The sequence below is a fragment of the Bacteroidota bacterium genome (assembly GCA_016183775.1).
Taxonomy (GTDB): Bacteria; Bacteroidota; Bacteroidia; order JABDFU01; family JABDFU01; genus JABDFU01.
Window position 1 is genome coordinate 12318 of sequence record JACPDY010000103.1, and the last position, 23380, is coordinate 35697.

At 39.5% G+C, this 23380-nt stretch carries 20 protein-coding genes and 1 tRNA gene; 11 read left to right on the forward strand and 10 right to left on the reverse strand.

What is annotated here, in order from left to right; all coding sequences use genetic code 11:
- Positions 1–475: 475 nt before the first annotated feature.
- The 4 genes from HYU69_13170 to ychF all read right to left on the reverse strand — a co-directional run bounded on the left by HYU69_13170 (position 476) and on the right by ychF (position 4254).
- Complete coding sequence (locus HYU69_13170) at positions 476–2341, reverse strand: type IIA DNA topoisomerase subunit B (protein MBI2271288.1); 1866 nt, start codon at positions 2339–2341, stop codon at positions 476–478.
- Positions 2342–2356: 15 nt separating this feature from the next.
- Positions 2357–2773: a PIN domain-containing protein gene (locus HYU69_13175; protein MBI2271289.1), complete on the reverse strand. Its 417-nt coding sequence runs from the start codon at positions 2771–2773 to the stop codon at positions 2357–2359.
- A gap of 1 nt (position 2774) precedes the next feature.
- The gene (locus tag HYU69_13180; GenBank protein MBI2271290.1) at positions 2775–3050 is read right to left on the reverse strand and encodes a hypothetical protein; all 276 of its coding nucleotides are present in this window, start codon (positions 3048–3050) and stop codon (positions 2775–2777) included.
- Positions 3051–3153: 103 nt separating this feature from the next.
- Positions 3154–4254, reverse strand: a complete 1101-nt coding sequence (ychF, locus tag HYU69_13185) for a redox-regulated ATPase YchF (GenBank protein MBI2271291.1) — start codon at positions 4252–4254, stop codon at positions 3154–3156.
- A 213-nt stretch (positions 4255–4467) separates the two neighbouring features.
- On the opposite strand from ychF, the gene HYU69_13190 reads away from it, so the two are divergent.
- The 8 genes from HYU69_13190 (at position 4468) to HYU69_13225 (ending at position 10961) form a co-directional block, all read left to right on the forward strand.
- On the forward strand, positions 4468–5313 hold the full coding sequence (locus HYU69_13190; protein MBI2271292.1) for a transketolase: 846 nt from the start codon (positions 4468–4470) through the stop codon (positions 5311–5313).
- Between the two features lie 77 nt (positions 5314–5390).
- Positions 5391–6281: a VWA domain-containing protein gene (locus HYU69_13195; protein ID MBI2271293.1), complete on the forward strand. Its 891-nt coding sequence runs from the start codon at positions 5391–5393 to the stop codon at positions 6279–6281.
- A 1-nt stretch (position 6282) separates the two neighbouring features.
- Entirely contained in the window at positions 6283–6669 is a 387-nt protein-coding gene (locus HYU69_13200; GenBank protein ID MBI2271294.1) for a hypothetical protein, read from the forward strand.
- Positions 6670–6788: 119 nt separating this feature from the next.
- Positions 6789–7745: a transketolase family protein gene (locus HYU69_13205; GenBank protein ID MBI2271295.1), complete on the forward strand. Its 957-nt coding sequence runs from the start codon at positions 6789–6791 to the stop codon at positions 7743–7745.
- Positions 7746–7853: 108 nt separating this feature from the next.
- Complete coding sequence (locus tag HYU69_13210; GenBank protein MBI2271296.1) at positions 7854–8399, forward strand: sigma-70 family RNA polymerase sigma factor; 546 nt, start codon at positions 7854–7856, stop codon at positions 8397–8399.
- Between the two features lie 112 nt (positions 8400–8511).
- Positions 8512–9273, forward strand: coding sequence for a hypothetical protein (locus tag HYU69_13215; protein ID MBI2271297.1), 762 nt, complete (start codon positions 8512–8514; stop codon positions 9271–9273).
- A gap of 2 nt (positions 9274–9275) precedes the next feature.
- Entirely contained in the window at positions 9276–9761 is a 486-nt protein-coding gene (locus tag HYU69_13220) for a hypothetical protein (protein MBI2271298.1), read from the forward strand.
- A 21-nt stretch (positions 9762–9782) separates the two neighbouring features.
- Positions 9783–10961 carry a hypothetical protein gene (locus HYU69_13225; protein MBI2271299.1) on the forward strand — a complete coding sequence of 393 codons (1179 nt, stop codon included), beginning with the start codon at positions 9783–9785 and terminating at the stop codon, positions 10959–10961.
- On the opposite strand, the gene HYU69_13230 is transcribed toward HYU69_13225, so the two are convergent.
- From HYU69_13230 to xerD, 3 genes are read right to left on the reverse strand one after another with little or no spacing between them, the layout of a single operon-like run.
- Entirely contained in the window at positions 10958–13090 is a 2133-nt protein-coding gene (locus HYU69_13230; protein MBI2271300.1) for a tetratricopeptide repeat protein, read from the reverse strand. The genes HYU69_13225 and HYU69_13230 overlap by 4 nt on opposite strands.
- A gap of 1 nt (position 13091) precedes the next feature.
- Entirely contained in the window at positions 13092–14339 is a 1248-nt protein-coding gene (locus HYU69_13235; GenBank protein MBI2271301.1) for a SpoIIE family protein phosphatase, read from the reverse strand.
- A gap of 7 nt (positions 14340–14346) precedes the next feature.
- Entirely contained in the window at positions 14347–15246 is a 900-nt protein-coding gene (gene xerD / locus HYU69_13240) for a site-specific tyrosine recombinase XerD (protein ID MBI2271302.1), read from the reverse strand.
- Positions 15247–15364: 118 nt separating this feature from the next.
- Here xerD and aroQ point away from each other — a divergent pair, with 118 nt between their 5' ends.
- The gene (aroQ, locus tag HYU69_13245; GenBank protein MBI2271303.1) at positions 15365–15781 is read left to right on the forward strand and encodes a type II 3-dehydroquinate dehydratase; all 417 of its coding nucleotides are present in this window, start codon (positions 15365–15367) and stop codon (positions 15779–15781) included.
- Here the strand turns inward: aroQ and HYU69_13250 are convergent.
- Positions 15771–16805, reverse strand: coding sequence for a glycosyltransferase family 2 protein (locus HYU69_13250; GenBank protein MBI2271304.1), 1035 nt, complete (start codon positions 16803–16805; stop codon positions 15771–15773). The genes aroQ and HYU69_13250 overlap by 11 nt on opposite strands.
- Before the next feature lie 9 nt (positions 16806–16814).
- A complete protein-coding gene (locus HYU69_13255; protein MBI2271305.1) occupies positions 16815–18311 on the reverse strand; it encodes a GWxTD domain-containing protein in 1497 nt (498 codons plus the stop codon).
- A 42-nt stretch (positions 18312–18353) separates the two neighbouring features.
- Here HYU69_13255 and HYU69_13260 point away from each other — a divergent pair.
- Positions 18354–18438 (forward strand) — tRNA-Ser (locus HYU69_13260).
- 94 nt (positions 18439–18532) lie between these two features.
- Here HYU69_13260 and HYU69_13265 read toward each other — a convergent pair.
- On the reverse strand, positions 18533–20053 hold the full coding sequence (locus tag HYU69_13265; protein MBI2271306.1) for a T9SS type A sorting domain-containing protein: 1521 nt from the start codon (positions 20051–20053) through the stop codon (positions 18533–18535).
- A 426-nt stretch (positions 20054–20479) separates the two neighbouring features.
- Between HYU69_13265 and HYU69_13270 the strand changes: the two genes are divergently transcribed.
- Positions 20480–23380 (forward strand): hypothetical protein (locus tag HYU69_13270; protein ID MBI2271307.1); only part of this gene is annotated, 2901 nt, incomplete at its 3' end.

The window sequence follows — 23380 nt, forward strand, 5'->3', positions numbered from 1 at the left end:
AATTTTATTTAATCAATTATGTTTGGCTCCTCCGGAGCCAAAATTTAAAATCCATTTTATTTCTATTAATATTTCGCTCCCCTGGAGCGGCGCTTTACTTTTCATACAACTCCCCCTTCCCTTGAGCGATCTTTAACCTTACCATTATGAGGCCCTGGAAAAGCCAAAATTTAAAATCCATTTTAGTTCTATTAATAATTTCACTCCTCTGGAGCGATGCTTTTATTTTTCATGAAACTCTCCATTCCCTTGAACAATCCTTAACCTTACCATTATGGGGCCCCTGAAGAGCCAAAATTCAAAATCCATTTTACTTCCATTAATATTTCACTCCTCTGGAGCGACGCTTTACTTTCCATGTAACTCCCATTCCCTTGAGCGATCTTTAACCTTGCAATTATGGGGCTCCGGAGGAGCCAAACATTAATAGAAATAAATCACCATTCTCTATCCCGCTCCTGAGGAGTGGAACATTTTATTCTGCTTTTGATACCTCTTCACCTTCCACTAGATCCTTTTCAATCTTCAAATTATTAATAATAAAATCCTGACGCTCCTGCGTATTTTTACCCATGTAATAACTTAAAATATCTGTAATAGATTTGCCGCCACCAATGATGACCGGTTCAATACGCATATCTTTCCCAATAAAATTCTTGAACTCATCAGGCGATATCTCTCCCAAACCTTTGAATCGAGTTATCTCCGGCTTACCTCCGAGTTTGATCATTGCTTCCCTCCTCGCCTCTTCCGAATAACAATATATGGTTTCCTTTTTGTTACGTACACGGAAAAGAGGTGTTTGAAGAATATATACGTGTCCGTTCTTAACAAGATCAGGAAAAAACTGAAGGAAGAAGGTAAGCAACAGTAAACGAATGTGCATACCATCCACATCAGCATCGGTAGCGACTACCACCTGGTTATAACGCAACTCATCCAGGTTATCTTCTATATTCAACGCTGCCTGCAGAAGATTAAATTCTTCATTTTCGTATACTACTTTTTTAGTTAGTCCAAACGCATTAAGCGGTTTTCCTTTAAGACTGAAGACTGCTTGTGTATTTACATCACGTACTTTGGTAATGGAGCCGCTGGCAGAATCTCCCTCACAAATAAATAAAGTTGTTTCAAGCCTGCGATCGTCATTTGTGTTATAATGACTCCGGCAATCTCGTAGCTTACGGTTATGTAAACTTGCTTTTTTGGCCCGTTCACGTGCCAATTTTTGTATACCCGAAAGTTCTTTGCGTTCCTTTTCCGATTGCTGGATCTTCTTAAGTAATTCTTCAGCAGTAGCCGGATTTTTATGTAAATAATTATCGAGAGCTTCTTTAACAAAGTCACCAATAAAAGTCTTCATACTTTTCCCGCCCGGAGCAATTTCCTGGGAACCCAGTTTTGTTTTGGTTTGCGATTCAAACACGGGTTCTTGTACCTTAACACTAATGGCAGCCACAATAGAAGTACGTATATCAACAAATTCAAATTCCTTTTTATAAAACTCACGTATAGTTTTAACTACGGCTTCACGGAACGCAGCCTGGTGTGTGCCGCCCTGTGTTGTATGTTGTCCGTTAACAAACGAATAATACTCCTCACCATACTGTGCTTCGGCATGCGTCATGGCAATTTCAATATCATCACCTTTCAGGTGAATGATGGGATAAAGTATCGGTCCGGTAAGATTACGCTCCAATAAATCCTTCAATCCATTTTGCGAAACAAATTCCTGACCATTATAGTTAAGCTTTAACCCCGTATTGAGATACGCGTAATTCCAGCACATACGCTCAATGTACTCATGTATAAAATGGTATTTGCCGAATAATTTTTCGTCGGGTGTGAATGTTACAATTGTGCCGGATTGCAAGTCACACTCTTTTAATTTAGCGTCTTTGGTAATTACCCCGCGTTCAAACTCCGCCACTTTCGTTTTGCCTTCACGTATTGATTGAATAGTAAAATGCGAAGCCAATGCATTCACGGCTTTGGTACCCACACCATTCAGGCCGACTGACTTTTTAAATGCTTCCGAATCGTATTTTGCACCGGTATTGATCTTGGAAACACAATCAATCACCTTACCTAATGGAATACCACGGCCATAATCGCGTACCGTAACCGATTTATCACGAATGGTGATATCAATATTTTTACCATATCCCATTACGTGTTCATCAATACAGTTGTCAATGGTTTCTTTTATTAAAATGTAAATACCATCATCCTGAGATGAACCATCACCCAATTTACCGATATACATACCTGGACGTAAACGGATGTGTTCTTTCCAGTCGAGGGATTTTATACTGTCTTCGTTATATTTTGGTTCTGCCATTTTGGGAATTAAAAATTAGTTAATGGTTTTTAAATAATCTATTACAGTCATTGCGGGAATTGATGATCGCCCAAACCCTTTCCGATCACGCGTAACAATAGCCTTTATGTTTTTAATTTTTAAAGCACATTCGTGTTGCAATGCGTCTTCAAAATCATCCAACTTAGAATCTACTGCATTGATAACAGACTTTGCGTCAAGATCAACTATAGTAATATATTTAATAAAACTCCTCAGCGACTTGATCAACTCCGCATGTCCGATCTTTTTCCGTAGAATGTAATAAATATTATCGAAGCTTGCTGCAGATACATACAACTCCACTCTTTTTTCATTGGCCAACAAAAAAAGGTCTTCGGCCGAATCAGCAAAAGGAATACGATTCCCCAAATAATCAATTACAACATTTGTATCAACAAAAATTTTATCCAATCTATTTCAGTTTATTGTATTTCTCCCACATTGCTTTTTGAAGTTCCTTTTTATAATCAAAATCATCCGGCAATTGTACTATTCCTCTTAACTTTTGTAACTCCGACTTATACTTCACCTTGGGTTCCGCCACAGTTGAGGTGTCCTCATCTCTTGCAATGAGCAATTTCAAATAATTCTCAACCAATTGAGAAATACTGGTATCTGTCTTCTTTGCATATTTCCGTGCCTTTTCAATCACTGATTTACTGAGGCTCAATGTTAGCTTCGTGTTCATCGTACGTATGATTTACTTTATAAATATACGTATAAATTACTATCTACTAAAATCAATTTTCTCCCGATTCGATAAATTCGTATCTATTCGTTATTCGTAGATATTACACATTAAACTTAAAATGCATCACATCCCCATCCCCTACCACATACTCTTTACCTTCCTGTGAAAGCTTACCTATATCACGACAAGCTGCTTCTGATTTATAGGTTATAAAATCATTGTATTTGATTACTTCCGCTTTAATAAAACCTTTTTCAAAATCGGTGTGAATAACACCTGCGGCTTGTGGAGCTGTCATTCCTTTGTGTATTGTCCATGCACGCACTTCTTTTACACCGGCGGTAAAATACGTTTGAAGGTTAAGTAATCGGTAAGCAGCTTTGATCAATACATTTACTCCTGGCTCGGTCAGACCAATGTCTTTCAAAAAAGCCTGTTTATCATCATAACTATCCAAACCGGCTATCTCCGCTTCCATTGCCGCTGTAATAACTATCACTTCGGCATTCTCATCCTTCACTAATTCTTTTATCTGCTCCACATATTTATTGCCTTTCGTAACAGATGCTTCATCAACATTGCAAACATAAAGTACAGGCTTGGCAGTCAGCAAATGAATGTCTGCAATATATTGCTTGTCTTCTTCTTTAACAGGTGCCGAGCGCGCAGATTTTCCATCCGATAAATGGGCTTTATAAATCACCAATGTATCAAAACACTTTTTCGCATCTTTATCAACTCCTGCTTTGGCCAGTTTCTCTACGGTACGAATTTTCTTTTCAACACTTTCAAGGTCTTTCAACTGAAGTTCCGTATCAATAACATCTTTATCTCTTACCGGGTTCACAGAGCCATCCACGTGCACTACATTGGGATCATCAAAGCAACGTAACACATGAATTATAGCGTCGCACTCACGTATATTTCCAAGGAACTGGTTACCCAGGCCTTCCCCTTTGCTCGCACCTTTTACAAGTCCAGCAATATCAACGATCTCAATTGTTGTAGGGACAATACGTTCAGGCTTTACAAACTCCGAAAGTTTTGTTAAGCGCTCATCAGGAACAGTTATAACACCCAAATTCGGTTCGATCGTGCAAAACGGAAAATTCGCAGCCTGCGCTTTGGCATTCGATAAACAATTAAACAAGGTCGATTTTCCGACATTTGGCAAACCAACAATTCCACACTTCAATGCCATAGTTTTTGTAGATTATTTTAAAAATTGCAGGCAAAGATACCATAATACATATTTACCAAAACCCTTTTAAATGCTTATCGATAGCGAATTTTCAACATTTTATAAATGTTATTAACATTACTCAGCCCCGCCTTAAAAACGATTACTTTTGGTTTTTATCATAAATAAAAAATGGAAATAGCCGAGAAAAACTCAAAAATAACCCTATCCAATATGCCATCTGTTCCCGAATTAGAAAAGACCTGTTCACAGGTCAGAAGAGATATTGTACGCATGGTTCATGCTGTAAATTCAGGTCACCCCGGCGCTTCATTAGGCTGCACTGAATTTTTTGTGAGCCTTTATTTCAGTATCATGAAGCATAATCCAGAGAAATTCAACATGGATGGCATTGGAGAAGACCTTTTTTTTCTTTCCAATGGTCACATCTCACCTGTATGGTACAGTGTTTTGGCCCGTTCCGGATATTTTAATGTAACGGAACTTGCTACGTTTCGCAAGCTGAATAGCCGTTTGCAAGGCCACCCTGCAACGCATGAAGGTCTCCCGGGGATACGTGTTGCATCGGGTTCACTCGGACAAGGTTTATCAGTTGCCATTGGGGCTGCATTGGCAAAAAAATTAAACAAGGATACTAACCTGGTATACACTTTGCATGGTGATGGTGAACTGCAGGAAGGACAGATATGGGAAGCCGTAATGTTCGCAGCTGCGAATAAGGTTGATAACCTGATCTCAACAGTTGACTGGAATGGAAGGCAGATTGATGGCGATGTTGACCATGTTCTGCCTTTGGGCGACTTAAAAGCAAAATGGCAGGCTTTTGGATGGGATGTATTGGAAATGAATGGCAATAAGGTACAAGAAGTGCTTAACACAATAAAAGTTGCTCAACAACATACCGGAAAAGGTAAACCTGTCGTTATACTAATGAAGACGGAGATGGGACAAGGCGTTGATTATATGGTTGGAAGTCATAAATGGCACGGGGTTGCTCCTAATGATGAACAATTGGCCAAAGCGTTGGCGCAGCTTCCCGAAACATTAGGAGATTATTGAAAGGTTAAAAATGTTTCAGGTTTCAAGTTAACTGAACCTGAAACCTGAAACCTGAAACCTTATAGAAGAAATTAAATTTGAAAACGAGAATAGTCAATCTACTTGGTATTTTTATTATTTTCAGCTCTTCCTTTCATGTAAATGCTCAGAATAAGAAAAAGCAAAGTATAACCACACCCGCCGAAAAACCAACTACACGTATACTTTTTGTTTTCGATGCTTCCTATAGCATGTTTGGTCAATGGCAAAGCGGGATGAAGATGGATATTGCCAAACGAATGCTTGGTGAATTTGTGGACAGCTTAAAATCGTATGATCACCTGGAGATAGCGTTCAGAGCATACGGACATCAACACAGCCTCCGTCCCCAGCGCGACTGCAAGGACACAAAACTTGAAGTTCCTTTTAGCAGTGACCTGCGAGGTAACATTACTGCCATCAAACGAAAGTTGAGTGATATTGTACCAAGGGGAACAACGCCTATCGCCTACACACTTGAACAATGCGGCGATGACTTTCCATCGGCAGGCAGCCCTAATGTCAGGAACATTATTATTTTAATTACCGATGGAATAGAAGAATGCGATGGCGATCCCTGTGCGGTTTCACTTATGCTGCAGAAAAAGGGAATCATTCTGAAACCATTTGTAATAGGTGTTGGCCTGGATGAAAATTTTAAAAATGCGTTTGGCTGTATTGGTAAATTTTACGATGCGTCCAACGAAGAGAGTTTTAAAAATATCCTGAACATAGTTATTTCGCAGGCACTCAACAATACCACCGCTCAGGTGAACCTGCTCGATCAGATAGGTAAGCCAAGCGAAACTGATGTAAACATGACCTTTTATGATGAGCATTCCGGTGTAATAAGATACAATTATATACATACCATAAATAACAAAGGTGTTCCCGATACATTGATTATTGATCCCAAAGGCCTTGAAGTGCATTGTGCGCAAACGCGGTGAAATGAAAACCCTGAATGTGCAGGATTTTACCCAAACCGAACGATATCTTGTGGGAAAATACGATCTTGAGATCCTTACACTACCACGGATTACACTTGATGATGTTGATATATCGCAAAGTAAAACCACTACCATTGAAATACCACAGGCTGGAATGGCAGTAATTACAAAACCCAGCGAAGGTCCCGGCAGTTTGTACCTCGAAGAAAAAAACAAGTTGACCTGGGTTTGTAATATGATGAATAGCGGATTGCAGGAGAATATTGTGCTGCAACCGGGCAACTACAGGGCCGAATGGCGCTCAAAAAATTCAAAGGAATCTATTTATACGGTTGAGCGCAGGTTTAAAGTTGAATCGGGCGCGACTGTGACCGTTAAATTGTATTAAACATAGAACGCTGATAGTTATGATTTTTATGATCTACGCAGATTTAATCATAACAAATCATAATGATCATAATAATCTGCGTTTTATTAATTTTTTAAATAAATGCAAATAAACTCGCTATGAAAAAATACAACCCAACTGAAAAGAAAGACACCCGTTCCGGCTTTGGAGCAGGATTGCATGAACTTGGAAAAAAGAATCCGAACGTTGTTGCGCTTTGTGCCGACCTTACGGGCTCTTTAAAAATGGATGCCTTCCTGAAAGACTTTCCAGAACGATTTGTGCAAGTTGGTATTGCAGAGGCCAACATGATGGGAATTGCTGCCGGTCTTACTATTGGCGGTAAAATTCCTTTTACCGGAACGTTTGCCAACTTTTCCACAGGCCGGGTGTATGACCAGATACGTCAATCCATTGCTTACTCCGGTAAAAATGTAAAAATATGCGCTTCTCATGCCGGACTTACTCTTGGCGAAGATGGCGCCACACACCAGATTTTGGAAGATATTGGCATGATGAAAATGCTTCCAGGTATGGTTGTGATAAACCCCTGTGATTATAATCAAACCAAAGCGGCCACTATTGCTATTGCCGACCATGAAGGCCCGGTTTACCTTCGTTTTGGCCGTCCTTCTGTACCCATTTTCACCCCTGCCGATCAAAAATTCGAGATTGGCAAAGCGATAATGTTAAATGAAGGCGCTGATGTAAGCATCTTTGCCACAGGACACTTGGTATGGAAAGCTATACAAGCCTGTGAACAACTGGAAACAAAAGGGATAAGTGCTGAAATAATAAATATACATACCATTAAACCTTTAGACGAAAAAGCAGTCTTACAAAGTGTACGCAAAACAAAATGTGTGGTTACGTGTGAAGAACACCAGGAAAATGGAGGTTTAGGTGATAGTATCGCACAGGTACTGGCTAAACATGCTCCAACTCCTATTGAGCTTGTTGCGGTTAAAGACAGCTTTGGCGAAAGCGGAACACCCGATGAACTGATGGTCAAATATGGACTTGACACGGTTAATATTGTTGAGGCGGCGTTGAAGGTTATTGGAAGAAAGGGTTAAGAGGTTTCTGGTTTCAAGTTTCAAGTTGTTATAACCTGAAACTTGAAACCAGAAACCAGCTCGCGGGCCGACCTACTCCTTCGGCAGGCAGACTTGAAACCAAAATTAATGCAAGATTATTCAGATAAAGAATTATTAGATCAATTCCGTAACGAGGCAACCCGAAACTATGCCTTTAACCTGCTTGTACGCAAATACCAGAAGAAATTATACTGGCATATCCGCAGGATTGTGATCGACCACGATGATGCAAACGATGTTATTCAAAACACCTTTATTAAAGTCTGGAAAGCACTTGATAATTTTAAAGAAGACTCTCAACTATATACGTGGCTTTATCGAATCGCTACCAATGAATCCCTTACGTTTTTGAAGCAAAAAAAGGCATTCGTGTCCTTTGATGATGTTTCTCATGGACTTTCCAACTCGTTGCAGGAAGATAGTTTTTTTAAAGGAGATGAGATTCAAAAGCGCCTTCAGCTAGCTATACTAACACTTCCGGAGAAACAACGTATTGTATTCAATATGAAGTACTTTGACGAAATTAAATATGAAGAAATGGCATTGGTACTGGATACCTCTGTCGGAGCGCTTAAGGCATCATATCATCATGCGGTTAAAAAGATAGAAGAATGCATCAAAAAAGGTGTATAAAATGAGTGGATTTATTATATATGTGTGATTAAACCTTTAATCAATAGTTTAGTCTAAATAAATGATAAATAAGCCGAATGGATCTTGTTAAGGAGGTAAGAGAAAGAACAAAATGAATACTGACAACAATATACCGGATGATTTTGAGAACCTGGAGAAGTACGCTCCTACCCTTTCGAAAGTGAGGAAGGAGAACTGCTTTGCTGTTCCTGAAGGATATTTCGATGAGTTGCCTGAAGCTATAGGAATTGAGATTATCACTTCACGGTTTAGCAAAGAAAATCCATTTACAGTGCCTGCAGATTACTTCAACGAACTTTCAATAGATATTGAAGCCTCCGTTGCCGCAACGCAATTTGCTTCAGAATATAAATTTGATATTCCCGCAAATTACTTTGATGAATTACCAATGGAAATTGAAGCAAAGATCATCGCTTCTTCGTTCCCTAAAGAAAATCCGTTTGAACTACCTGCTGATTATTTTGATCATTTACCGGCTGTAATACAAGATAAGATATCACCACAGGCTAAAAAGGTAAAAGTACTGAGCCTTGACTGGTTCACTAAGACACAATTGCTTGCCGTTGCGGCCTCTGTTGTTATTGTTTGCCTTATAGGCATTAAGTATTGGAACAAGTCAAACTTGGTTGTACCGGAGAACCCGGTTGCAGGTCTGACTAAATCCGCCGAAAAAACATTGGAGGATGGGATGGAGAATGTTGATGAGTCAACTTTAGAGGAAGCTCTTTCAGAAGAGGCGGAAAGCGGCAGCCAGCAGCTACAGATAGCTTCGAACGATCATATTGTAGAGTACCTTGTTGATGACCATATTGATGTTAATACACTGATGAATGAACTTAATGAGGCCGAATAATAATGACAACTATATTTACATATAACCAAACATTACGAATGACCGGACGTTTTTTGTCGCTGCTGTTATTTGTACTATTCTTTTCACTGCAGGGGTTTACGCAAGGTAATGCAAGTAAAAAAGAAGCTCTGGAAGCTATGAAAGTGGCTTTCATTACACAAAAACTGGGCCTGACACCTGAAGAAGCGCAGGTATTCTGGCCTATTTATAACCAATATGAAACAGAGCTTGACGCCCTGCGAAAAAGGCGGAAGGATGAAAAAGTATCCGCTATGGATGATGTATCAAAGGTCAATGACAAGGAACTTGAAAAAGTAGTTGATGGAGAAATCATTTTCAGGCAGCAGGAACTTGACATCATAAAAAAATATCACGCACAATTCAAAAAAATATTGCCCATTAAAAAAGTGGCGATGCTTTACAAAGCCCAGGAAGATTATAAGAAGGAGCTGCTCAAACAAATACAGGAAAAAGCCCGTAATAAATAATCTTCCGAATATAGCCAGACTATGCGCTTACGCAAAATTTACATATGTGTAATTTTATTTTTAATTAGCCCGGTCATAAGTTATGGCGGCCAACAACCTGCAGACAGCACTTCTGGCAGATCGAACATAAAGGAAATAAAACGTTATATCCGTCCGTGTATATACCTGAACAATTATCATACACCCGAAAAGGAATTATTAAAGCGCCAGGTCAGATCATACACCTTCAAGCAGTCTAATGTCGGATTTTATGCGCCGCTATATACAAACACATGGTATCGCAAGGATGGTGTGACTTTATCAACCTTACATTTGCTAACGGTTGGAAATTTTGCTATGGCCAGCCCTGGTTTTAGTGGATTTAGAAAACGGCTGGAATTTTACAAACTCAGCTTAGGTTTAAGGACCATCTATAGTACAGGAAAAAAAAGTGTATGGTTCTTCGATATGAGTCCGTTTCTTGCTGAGGATAACATTCCGAACACTATAAGTAATAATAAGGCAACCTGGCGGTATTCCTCAACAATAATATATAACAGGACCGTAAGTAAGAACTTCAGTTACAGGATCGGATTCACTAAAACATATCTTTTTGGCGAAGGATTCAATTTACCAATCATTGGCTGTCGTTTTGGCCCGCTTGACGGCGTGCACGTTTCTTTTTTCATACCCCGGAATATTACTCTCGATTTCCCAATGGGAAAAAAATTCTGGGGAAGCATTTTTGTTAAACCTGTTGGCGGACGATATAATTTTTTTATTCCAGACACATCATTTAACCGCATAGGATATACTGTTCAGTTCGGGCACAGGGAATTTTTAACAGGATTTTTACTTGACTTCCGGCCTAACAGAAATATTTCCATGACTTTCAGCACAGGTCTTGCCACAAAGCGTTATGTAGCGCTGGCAGAAGATATAAATGCGGACGGAAAAGGCTATGAACCGTTCTTTACGGCAATTGTGAAGCCTTGTTTCTTCACTTCAATCGGGGCAAGTATCCGTTTTGGACAGGCTAAGAAGGTGAACAACAATTATGAGATGTATGATGTGCTGGATATAAACAACATGTTTGATCCGGGAGATAATAATATGGGCCCCACCAATGGTAATATACCCAATGACCCCAATAGGGTTAAAGTGAACAATATCCAGTACCAGGATATAAAAGATCTTATAGAGGAAACCGACCTGAACTAGATCTTTATTCCAATCACTAAAACATCATCCACCTGCTCATTCCGTTCTTTCCATTTATAAAAAACGTCTTCCAGGTTCTTTTTTTGCTGTGTTCCGTTCAAATCATTCATACCGGTTATCATCTCCTTGAACGGCTGATAATAAAATTTCTTATTATTCGGTCCGCCTTTCTGGTCAGCATATCCATCTGTAAACAGATATACCCAATCACCTTTATTTAGCTGCACAACCTGACCCGAAAAAATATGATCGAAATAGACAGGGTCACCCATAGAAACGTTTTCAGCTTTAAGTTCAGTCAATTCCCGTTTACGAACAATGTAAACCGAATTCTGAGCGCCTGCAAAAGTTAATTGCAATGTATTCAGATCGATGCTGCAAACGGCTATATCCATACCGTCCCTGACACTGGATCTTTCAACAGGACGCGCTAAAAAATTTTTCAACCCTTTGTTCATATTAGTTATTACCGAAACAGCATCAGGCTTTTCACCCGTACCAACCGAACGGTTTAATAAATTATAAGCCACCATTGACATCAAGGCTCCCGGCACTCCATGTCCGGTACAATCGATGGCAGTCAGCAAAAAAATATTTTCCTGTTTTGTAAACCAATAAGTATCACCGCTGATCACATCTTTCGGAATATATACAACAAATGAATCTGCGAGATGGCGGCAAACTGTTTCCATCGGAGGAAGAATGAGCCGCTGTATTCGTTCAGCATAGTCAATACTGTCCATAATAAGCCGGTTCTTATTGTAAATCAAGGAATTCATTTTATCCAGCTCATTATTCAATCGTTTGGTTATTCTATACCGTCCAAGCAATAAAAACGACAAGACTGTTATCAGAAGCAGTCCAAACAACACAATATTCCTTACACTCTTTTGCCTTCCTATCTCCTGCTGCTTAAGTTCGCTGTCCTTTGTAAGAAGCAGTATCTCTGCATCCTTTTTGCTTGTCTCATACCTGGCAAGCATTTCAGAGATAGCTTCCGCACTCTGAAAATTAAGAATAGTGTCTTTAATTTCACTGTATGTCTTATAATTTTCATACGCTTCATTATATCTGCCGGCCTTTTCATAGGTTTTGGCAAAACTATGGTACGCTTCACTTGTTATATCATTATTGAGTTTTGACCCTTTAGCCAATTCAAGGGCTTTCTGCAAATACTGAAGTGAAACATTTATATTATTAAGTCCACGGTATGCATCGCCCAGGTTTATCCATATACACACATTCAGATAATTGTTCGGAGTTCTTGCAATTTCATCAGAGGCTTCCATTAAGAGGTCGATCGCATTTATATAATTTCCCTTAATATTATAGGCATCGGATGTGTTTATCAAAAGGTTGAGAAGACGAAGTTTGTCATCTATCTTTCTGACAATATAGATCCCTTTGTTAAAATAAAATAATGCAGAATCAACATACGCTATTGGTTTTAGCTTATTGGTATAATACCTTATCATCAAACTGCCAAGGTTTGAATAAGCGTTTGCCAGGTATCTATGCTTAAACGAAACCGAATCGGATCCGTACATGGATAGAAGAATAGCCAGGCTGGCCCGGTGAGACTGCTGGGCAAGATCAAAATTATTATTATTAATATAAAAATTTCCGATCGAAGAATATGATTCACTTATCCTAAGGCTATCCTTATTTTGTTCTGCAACGGATAAAGCCTTCAGGTAGTAGTCTAAAGCAAATTCAGTTTTCCCAATAAAATTATATGTATTTGCAATAGTTCTTAATAAGAGATATTTATGATCAATATCCCAAAATTTTTCCGCAAGGCCCAGTCCACGATACGAAATGGCAAGCGAGGAGTCAGTATTCCCAAGTATAAAATAATGATGTGCGAGAACATTGGCTGAAATTATATACTGAAGGGGGGTATTAATTCGCTTTTGAAATTCGATAGAGGCTTTGGCATAAAATGCAGCAGAATCATGATCAAAAGTTTCACGATCAAAAACTTTAGCTATATTATTCAGGAGCCTGATCTTTGTGGTATCATCAGCATGCACCATAAGCGCTTTCAGGCTGTCAATACGTTTAACGATATTGTCCGCAGAAACTCTTAAACAAACTAATAACAAAGAAAATACAATTAACCTGCCCATATTATATTATTACTCCTATTATCATAATATCATCGATCTGCTCTCCCTCACCTTTCCAGTTTATAAACTCCTGCTCCATATTTTTCTGTTGATCCATTGCAGACAGATTACTGTTTTTAAGAAGTAATTGTTTAAATGGTTCTACGTAATACTTCCTGTTATCCTGACCACCTTTCTGGTCGACAAACCCGTCGCTGAACAAATAGACCGAATCTCCCTTTTGTAATTGAAACGCATGTGCAGTGAAATTAAAATCATAATACTCCGGAAGTCCAATGTGTACCTTATCAGCGCTTAGTTCAATGATCTTATCGCCCCGGGCTATGTATACACCATTTTGAGCACCGGCATATCTTAGTATCAATGTATCAAGATCGATCATACACATGGCTATATCCATACCATCTTTGATCTTATTGGTTTCTCCGGAAGAAGCGGAGAATTGTCTGATACCCATACTGACTTCCTTTAATATTTCATCCGGGTATTCAATTTTGTTTAGCCTTACACATTGATGCAACAGGTCATATATTACCATAGACATCATCGCACCCGGAACGCCGTGTCCCGTGCAATCAATGGCTGCCAGCCATAGTTTATTATTTTTCTCCCGGAACCAATAGATATCACCACTTACAATATCCTTTGGTTTATAGATAACAAACACATCTGAAAAATATTTTTTCATATACTCCGGTGATGGCAAAATAGATTGTTGTATACGTTGTGCATAATCAATGCTATCGGTTATAAGATTGTTTTTTCGTATAACCAATTCATTCTGGGCATCGAGTTTCTTATTAAGCTTTCTGATAAGCCTGTAACGGCCCAGGAGTAAAAGTCCTAATAATAGCGCCACCCCTATTCCGATCAATACTAAGTTCAAGATTATTTTTTGTTTTGCTATCTCTTTCTCCTTAATCAACTTGTTTTTTAAAAGCAACTTTATTTCATTTCCTTTCTTTTGTGTCTCATATCTGGAATATAATTCAGTTCTTATTTTTGAATTTTCAGAATTCATTATGCTGTCTTTTGTCTCCCGGTACAATTTAACAAATCGGAGGGCTTCTTTTGTTCTACCCGAACGTTCGTACTTTTCTATTGAATCACTGTAGTTTTTAAGCAATTGATTCTCCGCACTTAACATTTGAGGTAATGATTCCATCCTGTCGAATCCCGATTGAGCAGCAACAGGAAGATACAGTACGAATACTAAACAAAAGCTGAAGGCCCGGTTCATCTTTTTCATAGGTGCATTATGATCTCGGGTGGAATTGGATGATCGTGTCTCTGAGATATTGACGATCAATATGTGTGTAAATTTCTGTCGTTGTGATCGATTCGTGACCCAGCATTTCCTGAACAGCTCTCAGATCAGCACCTCCCTCGATCAGGTGAGTGGCAAACGAATGCCGGAATGTATGTGGGCTGATATGCTTTTTCAAACTTATTTTATGCGCTAGTTGTTTAATTATGGTAAACACCATTACCCTGGTAAGTTTCCCTCCTCTACGGTTCAAAAATAATATATCTTCACAACTTTTCACTGGTTTTATATGGCATCTAACCTCATTCTTATAAATCACTATCTGTTTAATTGCAACACTTCCTATGGGCACGAGGCGCTCTTTATCCCCTTTACCGATCACTTTCACGAAATTTTCGTTCAAAAACAAATTTGACACCCTGAGATTTACAAGTTCTGATACACGAAGCCCGCAGCTGTAAAGTGTTTCCAACATGGCTTTATTTCGCGGCCCCTGCCCGCTGCTAAGATCGACCGCATCAATAATTCCATTAATATCATCCGCTGTTAGAACATCCGGCAGCTTACGCGCCAACCCGGGGGCTTCAAGCAAGTGCGTGGGATCGGATTTAATAATGTTCTCCATCAGTAAATACCTGTAAAATGCTTTTATCCCTGAAATCATGCGGGCCTGGCTCGTTGCAGTCATGCCCAGTTCATTTACCCACTTAATGAACTTTTGCAGCAAAGTGAGGTCAACTTTATCGGGCATGAGATCAAGTGACTGCAAGGTCAGAAACTGAAACAGTTTATTCACATCATGTATATAGGCCTCAACTGAATTGGAAGAAAGTGATTTTTCCAATTTCAGATACGATCCAAATCCGTTTATATAGGCTCTCCAGTCCACTTATGTAATTTTATCCGAAGTTATAAATAAATATCCACCTGTCTTCAAAAGGGATTCTCTCGCGTATACCCCCGATATAAATGAGTTTCGTATCTTAGCAAAATATTCAGTAAACAAGATGAAGCTCATTATAATAAACGGTCCTAATCTGAATTTATTAGGTGTTCGTGAAGAATCAATTTACGGGAAGGAGACTTTTGAAAGCTATTTCAGTAAACTTAAATCCAAGTATTCAACCGTTGAATTGTTATACTACCAGAGCAATGTTGAAGGCGAACTGATAAACAAACTTCATGAAACCGGGTTTTCATTTGATGGAATACTTTTAAACGCAGGTGGTTATACACATACTTCTGTAGCGCTTGCCGATGCAATTGCTGCTATAAAAACGCCCGTCATTGAAGTTCACATTTCAAATATTTTTGCACGGGAGGAGTTCAGGCACAAATCGCTTATTGCTCCAAATTGTAAAGGAAGTATTTCCGGATTTGGCCTGGATTCATACAGGCTTGCCATAGAAAGCTTCATGAAATAAATCCGTCGGCAGGCAGATCGCCAAAATATTTCTTTCCTCTGATGAAATAATCGACCACAATGCTGCGGTTATAAATAGCGCTTGTTGAATATACTTTCACCTCCTTTTTCAGCTGCTTACGTTTTTGTAATGTTCTTGAAAAGGTTGAATAGAAACTACCATGAGCTTTGAGGACAGCGACAAAATGATCCACATCTCCTGATAAAAGAAATTTTAATCCGGCTATTGCATCAAGCGTCATCCGCAAAAATAATTTTATCCAGAAAAACTGGTGTGCATGATTTTTACAAAGTAAAATAAGGTTATTGCGAAAATTCAGGTATGTTTTGCGCGGGCTGTTTTTAGCTAATGTACCGGCGCCAACGTGATAGACCATTGATTGAGCACAATACATCACTTTATGACCTGTGTTTTTCAGGCGCCAGCACAGATCGATCTCTTCCATATGCGCAAAGAAATCCTCATCCAGTCCGCCCGCTTTATGAAAAGCGCTTGCCCTTATGAATAAACATGCACCCGTGGCCCAATGCACTTCCCTCGTATCATTATATTGGCCGTTATCATTTTCAAATGAATCAAATATACGACCTCTGCAAAACGGGTAGCCATACTTATCGATATATCCTCCTGCACCACCCGCATATTCAAACTGGTTCCTGTTATGAAAAGAAAGAAGTTTCGGCTGACAGGCAGCTATTGAATTATCCCTGTCCATAAGCTGAATAACAGGCTCTATCCAACCCGGAGCAACTTCTACATCGGAATTCAACAGAACATAGTACTCTGCTTCTACTTTTTTCAGTGCATCATTGTAGCCTTTTGCAAATCCGCCATTCACACTGTTTTCAATGATCCTGACATGAGGAAAACGGCTCCGCAAAAAAATAACGGAATCGTCCGTCGAAGCATTATCGGCAATAATGACTTCTGCTGCCGATAGACTATTGGTTAAAACGCCCTGCAGAAATTTTTCCAAAAAGGTCCTGCCGTTCCAATTTAAAATAACAACAGCGACTTTGGTCATGGCGGAAAACTATTTTGAATTTAAATAGTTTTGATTGGAACGGTTCCCATAATAATCATCCGTTGAAGGAAAATTCGGGTCACTGTTCTGCGGATCGCCTTTGTGAAGCATCGTCCGCCAATTTGGATTATTTAATTCTCCAAGTGCATCAGAATGTAATAACTTATAATTGCTGGAAACAAAATCGGGGTTATAAAAAACAAATATCCTGCTTGTCTGTGATTTCAACTTGAAATACTGCCACATTTCATAGGGATATGCCCCTACCTCACTATCGCTCGTTATCCTGCTATCGGGAGGGCCATACTGCAGGTAAACTCGTCCCCTGTCAGTATCATACCCTTTAATATTAATGGCGCTGAAATTCGCATTCACTTTTTTCACTTCAGAAAAATATTTCTTCCATTCACTTTCGGGATAGCTTTCGTTTCTCGTTTTCCAGAAGTTCAGAAAAAACTGCTGTAACAATTCAGATTTGCTGCGTGTAATATTTTCATCAATGAATGCTTTTTCAGCATCAGTTGCTATTGGCCGTAAACTTTTAATGTTATCTATCAATGAGTCTCTGCTTGTCATGCCGGCAACAAAAGAATTTAATGTATTAACAGCAGTTAAGTCCTGCATATTGAGCCGGATATTTCTGTTTTTGCGCTGAAAGGATCTCTTTTTGCTCACAAGTACAAGATTGTTTTTATCTTTTACCTCTATACTCAAAAAGTAATTGCCTGAAGGCAGGTTATTGATATTGAATGAACCTAATAATACATTGACCTGTTCGGTTTTTTGCGTTGAAAAACTTCCAAAATCATTCATCGTCGCCATTGTTTCTGCCGACCGGATACTATAATTAACAACAATTCTTTCGTTTTCGCCCAACACTTGTTTAGTATTATATATTTCACAATAAAAAGCAAGCCGGTTAAAATTATCAGGATAAAAATCCGATACATATGGAATCAGGTCATACCCACTTTTTGTTAAAACACTTTGAGTGGTTGATTTAGTGTACGACTCAAGTAATTCTATATCAGAAACAATAATTTTATCTGAAATGTAGTTGATATTGACCTTTTCAGTCCATTTATATGGAGGGGTGTTCCGGTTTTTATCATTAATTTCAATTTCAAAATCATATGTGCCGTTGGGAAGAGCAAAACGTTGCTGGTCAATAAAATTTTCAAAAGACGCCCCTGTTGTATCATCAATTTCTTTGCTATGGAGGTTATACTTCTGAGCGGCCTTAATGGAGTCGTTTTGTTTAAAGAGAAGACTCACCTCTACTACTCCCTGGAATTTCCCTTTACTATTTTTCTTATATATGATGGATTGACCAATAACAGTAAGGTAGGTTTCAATATAAGGTCCTGTTTGGGGAGCAGAAAACGTTGAATAACTCAGATAAGCCTTTAGGCCAGCCTGGGAAACCAATGAAGAAGCAAGTAATATTATTGCAACAATAAGTTTTAAAAATCTTTTAAAACCAACAATTGCTGTTAAACACTTCATTTTTTTACTTATTTAATAGAAAAATCTTATAATTTTGTCCCCGGAGGAATGGCAGAGCGGTTTAACGCGGCAGTCTTGAAAACTGTTGTAGGTAACACTACCGGGGGTTCGAATCCCTCTTCCTCCGCTGCTTGAAGGGCAAATCTCTAAATGAGATTTGCCCTTTTTCATTCCCTACAGCACATACCGTTTCTGACAAAACATCTACCAAAATACGGAAATTACTCGTTCTGAATAAGTATTTTTCTGGTAATAACCCTTTGCTGATCGATTAGTTTCAACAAATACATACCGCTGCTAAAGCCCGAAATATCAATCTTGTGCACAACCCCGGTTTTACAATTAACGGGTTCATCAAGTAATAATTGTCCTGCCAAACTTTCTATTTTTAACTGAACATTTTCCAATCGATGATCCAAAAAAGTCAGGTTCAACTCTCCTGATGAAGGATTAGGAAAAATACTTACCCCCAGGAGCCTTTCAACAGATTCATTGATACCAATTATATTCATAAAAACGGTATCGGAATTTACAACACATCCGCTTATGCTGTCATAAGCCTGTACCCAGTAATTTCCCGTAATTGTTACTGTATCAACAAACGAAATTTTATTGGTATCAATTTTCCCATTTACGTACCATTGCAGTGGATATTTCAATGAGTCAGTAGTAAGTACATTTCCTGATCTGTTAATATTTGGTTTGATGCGATCGCTACAGGTTATTACAGTATCCGGAGCCGAGGTAAAATAACAGTTGCTTCCACTATAAGATATAATGACCCGGTATATACCGGATTGTAATGCAATATGTTGTTTATTAACCGATCCGGATATATGATTGTTGTTATAATCCCATTGATATGTTAAGGCGGCGCTGGAAATAAGCGTATCTGCCTTTTGAGTAATAACGGGTGTTACTGAGGTTACAGATGTTTGATAATAAGTACCAATGGCAATAAGATTGCTGCAATCATTCGGAACCTGAATACCGAAAAGAGAAGATTCCTGGCCCAAAGTATATACTGTTGATTTTTCTTTAAAATCCCAAAAATTTTGAGTTATAGAAGTATACGCACCACCATTCATTTTTATTTTTGTGCCGATTTCATTTTCAAGATCAGAGACCAGCATAAAAGCCTTGCCGGAAGTAACACCGGAAGGAACGGCAATATTATATATTGTTGAAGTTATTGTATCAAATTTTGCCATTAAATACCCGTCATTGATCTTAATATGTCCGGTATAACCGGAAGTTGTATCTGTATATATAACCAAAAGCGTGGCCCCATTCGTATCACTTTTTGTAAAAGTAGTATCAGTCGGTAATCCTGAAATGAAATAAGTACCATTACCACTTACCAGCGACGTTACATCAGCCCTAAATGCCGCACCATAATCACCCCAACATTTTGGCTTACCCCTTCCAATGAGAGTTCCAGCGAATGTTTTTGAAATACTGACAGGATTTTGAACAGTTACACTTAATACCGAATCCTTCCCGGAAATGTCCCACCATAAAAATGCAGAATTAATTTTCGCCGAAGAAGGAATACTACTTATAACAATAGGAGCCGGTTGATCCATGCCAATATAGGGTAATGCTACTACTGACATTCTTTTGCCAAGTAAAACACTACCTGATGTATAATTAAGCCCACAGGAGGACAAACTAACTAAATTTTTAAGGGTGTCGACTGAAGATGGTTGAATAAATCCAGCTTGAGCTTTAACAACTTTCAATATTGGAGATTTATTATGTTCCGTTTGTGAAAATGAACAAAAAGGCACTAAAAGCAAGTAAGAAACTACTACAAACCGCCAGATTTTGACCATAATAATGATTTTTAACGAAATTGTAGAAATATATGATAATTTAAAAACTTTACAAAATAAAACGAACAATAATAAACATTTTTTTAGCACAAAAAATGTAATGGTTATTCATTTTTAAATCATATTTGCAAACATCCTATCTACCTGATTTTTAATTAATATAGGACGATATTTAAAACATGTCCTTTAAATATATAAACACATAAAAATGATCAATAAAATTACCCCTCTTTTATATTTAACAGCTTCATTTAATTTTCTACTATCAGTTTGTCAAATTCGACAAGCCAACTTTTAATATTTCGCTTACCATCAAAAGTTGGATTCGTACACATGGACACAATAACTAAACTACTACAAAACATAAAAGTCAAGCAAGTTCTTTTTTCGCTGGCTTTCGCATTTATAGGAGTAAGTAAAGTGTTAGCCGCAGTAACTGTTACCGTACCATCACTAACGATAAATACGTGTTCTATTTATCCTACAAGTTATAACGCACTAGGAAATATCGTAATAACAGAAAATGCGAAAGGTGATTTCGCCGTCGGTTCACCTCTGACTCTTATACTTACCGCCCCTGCCAACTTTCAATTTCTGGCAGATTCAGGAAGCACCGCAATATCAGCAGGTGGCAACTTGTCGATCGATTCCACTGTTGTTACTTCAACCACAATCACCGTATATTATAATTGCGTAAACACCAACAAGTTTGATGTAATGACAATAAGTGGTATTATGGTAAGAGGGATTACCGGTACCAGTTCCGCTAACGCAACCCGAACAGGTGGTTCGGGAACTATAAGCGGCCTTATAGCCGGAACCGCTGTTGCCTCATTAACTTCGGCTAACGTTATTACACCTGTTGGTGGAAGTGCTGTTTCGTCAGTTACAAACCCTGTTTGTAATAACACAGCAACTACATTGTCCCTTTCTGGCAGCACTGATGCTACTTCATACCAATGGCAATCCTCAAACGATGATATAACCTTTTCGGATATTGTCGGAGCCACCTCTTCAACCTATATATATACTCCTGCCGCCACTTCCAATAAGTATTTCAGATGCATACTAACATGTACGGGCTCAGCTAATAGCGCCTCTGTTCTTGTTACAAGCCAGGCTTGCGATTGTACTCTTGGATGTACGGCAACAGCATACGATGTAAACCTTTCTGCCAGCCCGGAAAACACGTATACACTTTCTGACAAAAGAAACGGAGATTGTTGCAGCGGAACCAACTGTATTCGTTTTAATGTTATTGTTAGCCCTTTAGCGGATGAGGTTTCATTTGATGTGCAGCGTCCATCCCCAAGTGGGTCAGCGTATTATCAGGTGGATTGCGGACCATCAACTTCTATCGGAACCCCTCTTTGTATTAATGGTGTTACTACTTTTTGTATAACTTACTGCAAGCCGGGGGGTGATTCACCTGACTATATTATTTCATCAAGTCGTAAAGTCAACGGCTCTCCGGATATTACACTTCGTCCGGGATGCTCAAAGATCATGACTATCTCCGGTCTTAATGAAGCCGGGATCACATGGAAGTCCGTTTCACCAGGCGCCATTGGTGACTACAATTCATATTTGAGTTGCATAGCCGGCTGTGATACTACAACTGTAACTGCCCCTGCCTCAGGTGCTCCCGCCTCAGTAAAATATGTCTCAAGCGGAACCGCAGCTGGCTGTACCTCTGGAACATCAACAGATACTGTTACAGTTACTTTTGTTTCTGAATTAGCACCCTCAATTGCTCCGGCAAATCCTGCTATTTGTTTTGGTAGTTTAGGTGTTGGTTTAACTGGCAGCGCAATGGGCGGAGTACTCCCATACACGTATTCATGGAATACGGGAGAAACAACATCTGTTATTGTTGCGGCGGCAGCAGGAACATATACATTAAGTGTATCAGACGCAACAGGATGCCCTCCCGTTACAACAACCGTAACCGTTGTTGCACATTCCGGACCTATTACTGCAGATGCCGGCGCTGATCAAAGTGTCTGTTCTTCCAGTCCGGCTGTTACACTTGCTGGTATTATCAGTCAGGCTACCGGAGGGACCTGGTCTGGCGGCAGTGGCACTTATGTACCCGATGCAAATACTTTAAACGCTACTTATACTCCTTCCGCAGCTGAACTTCTTGCCGGAACAGTTACTTTAACCCTTACATCAACAGGTAATGGTGGTTGTACGGGAGATGATGATGTAATGATTATTACAATCAACCAAACTCCAACTGCTAGTGCAGGTGGTGATCAAACTATTTGCTCGGACGCTAGTGCTAGTTTGGCTGGAACTATTGGTGGTGGAGCTTCAGGAGGAACATGGACAAGTAGCGGCACAGGAACTTTTGACGATGCTAATTCTTTAACAGCTGTATACTCACCAAGTGCCGCTGATATCTTAGGAGGAACAATTACTTTAACCCTTACGTCCACTGGTAACGGAGCATGTGCTGCGGCTTCCGATGCTATGGTGCTTACCATTAACCCTGTCGCTACAGCAAGTGCAGGGGCCGATGCGACCATCTGTTCCGGTTCAACCTATATCTTATCAGGTAGCCGCGGCGGAAGCGCTGCTTCTTCCACATGGACTTCTTCCGGCACGGGTACATTTGATAATGCAGCTCTTGTTGCTGCTACTTATACTCCAAGTGCTGCTGACATTACTGCAGGAACTGTTACGTTAACCATCACCACCAACGATCCGGCAGGTCCTTGCCCGGCGGCTTCCGATGCGATGGTGCTTACCATTAACCCTGTTGCTACGGCAAGTGCAGGGGCCGATGCGACCATTTGTTCGGGTTCAACCTATGTCTTATCAGGTAGCCGCGGCGGAGGTGCAACTTCTTCTACCTGGACATCTTCCGGCACAGGTACATTTGATGATGCAAGTATTGTTGGCGCTACTTATGCCCCAAGTGCTGCCGACATTACTGCAGGAACTGTTACGTTAACTATAACCACCAACGACCCGGTGGGTCCTTGTCCGGCGGCTTCCGATGCGATGGTGCTTACCATTAACCCTGTTGCTACAGCAAGTGCAGGGGCAGATGCGACTATCTGTTCGGGCTCGACTTACACTCTTTCCGGTTCAAGAGGCGGATCTGCCGCCTCTTCCACATGGACTTCTTCCGGCACAGGTACATTTGATGATGCAAGTATTGTTGGTGCTACTTATACCCCAAGTGCTGCTGATATTACTGCAGGAACTGTTACGTTAACCATCACC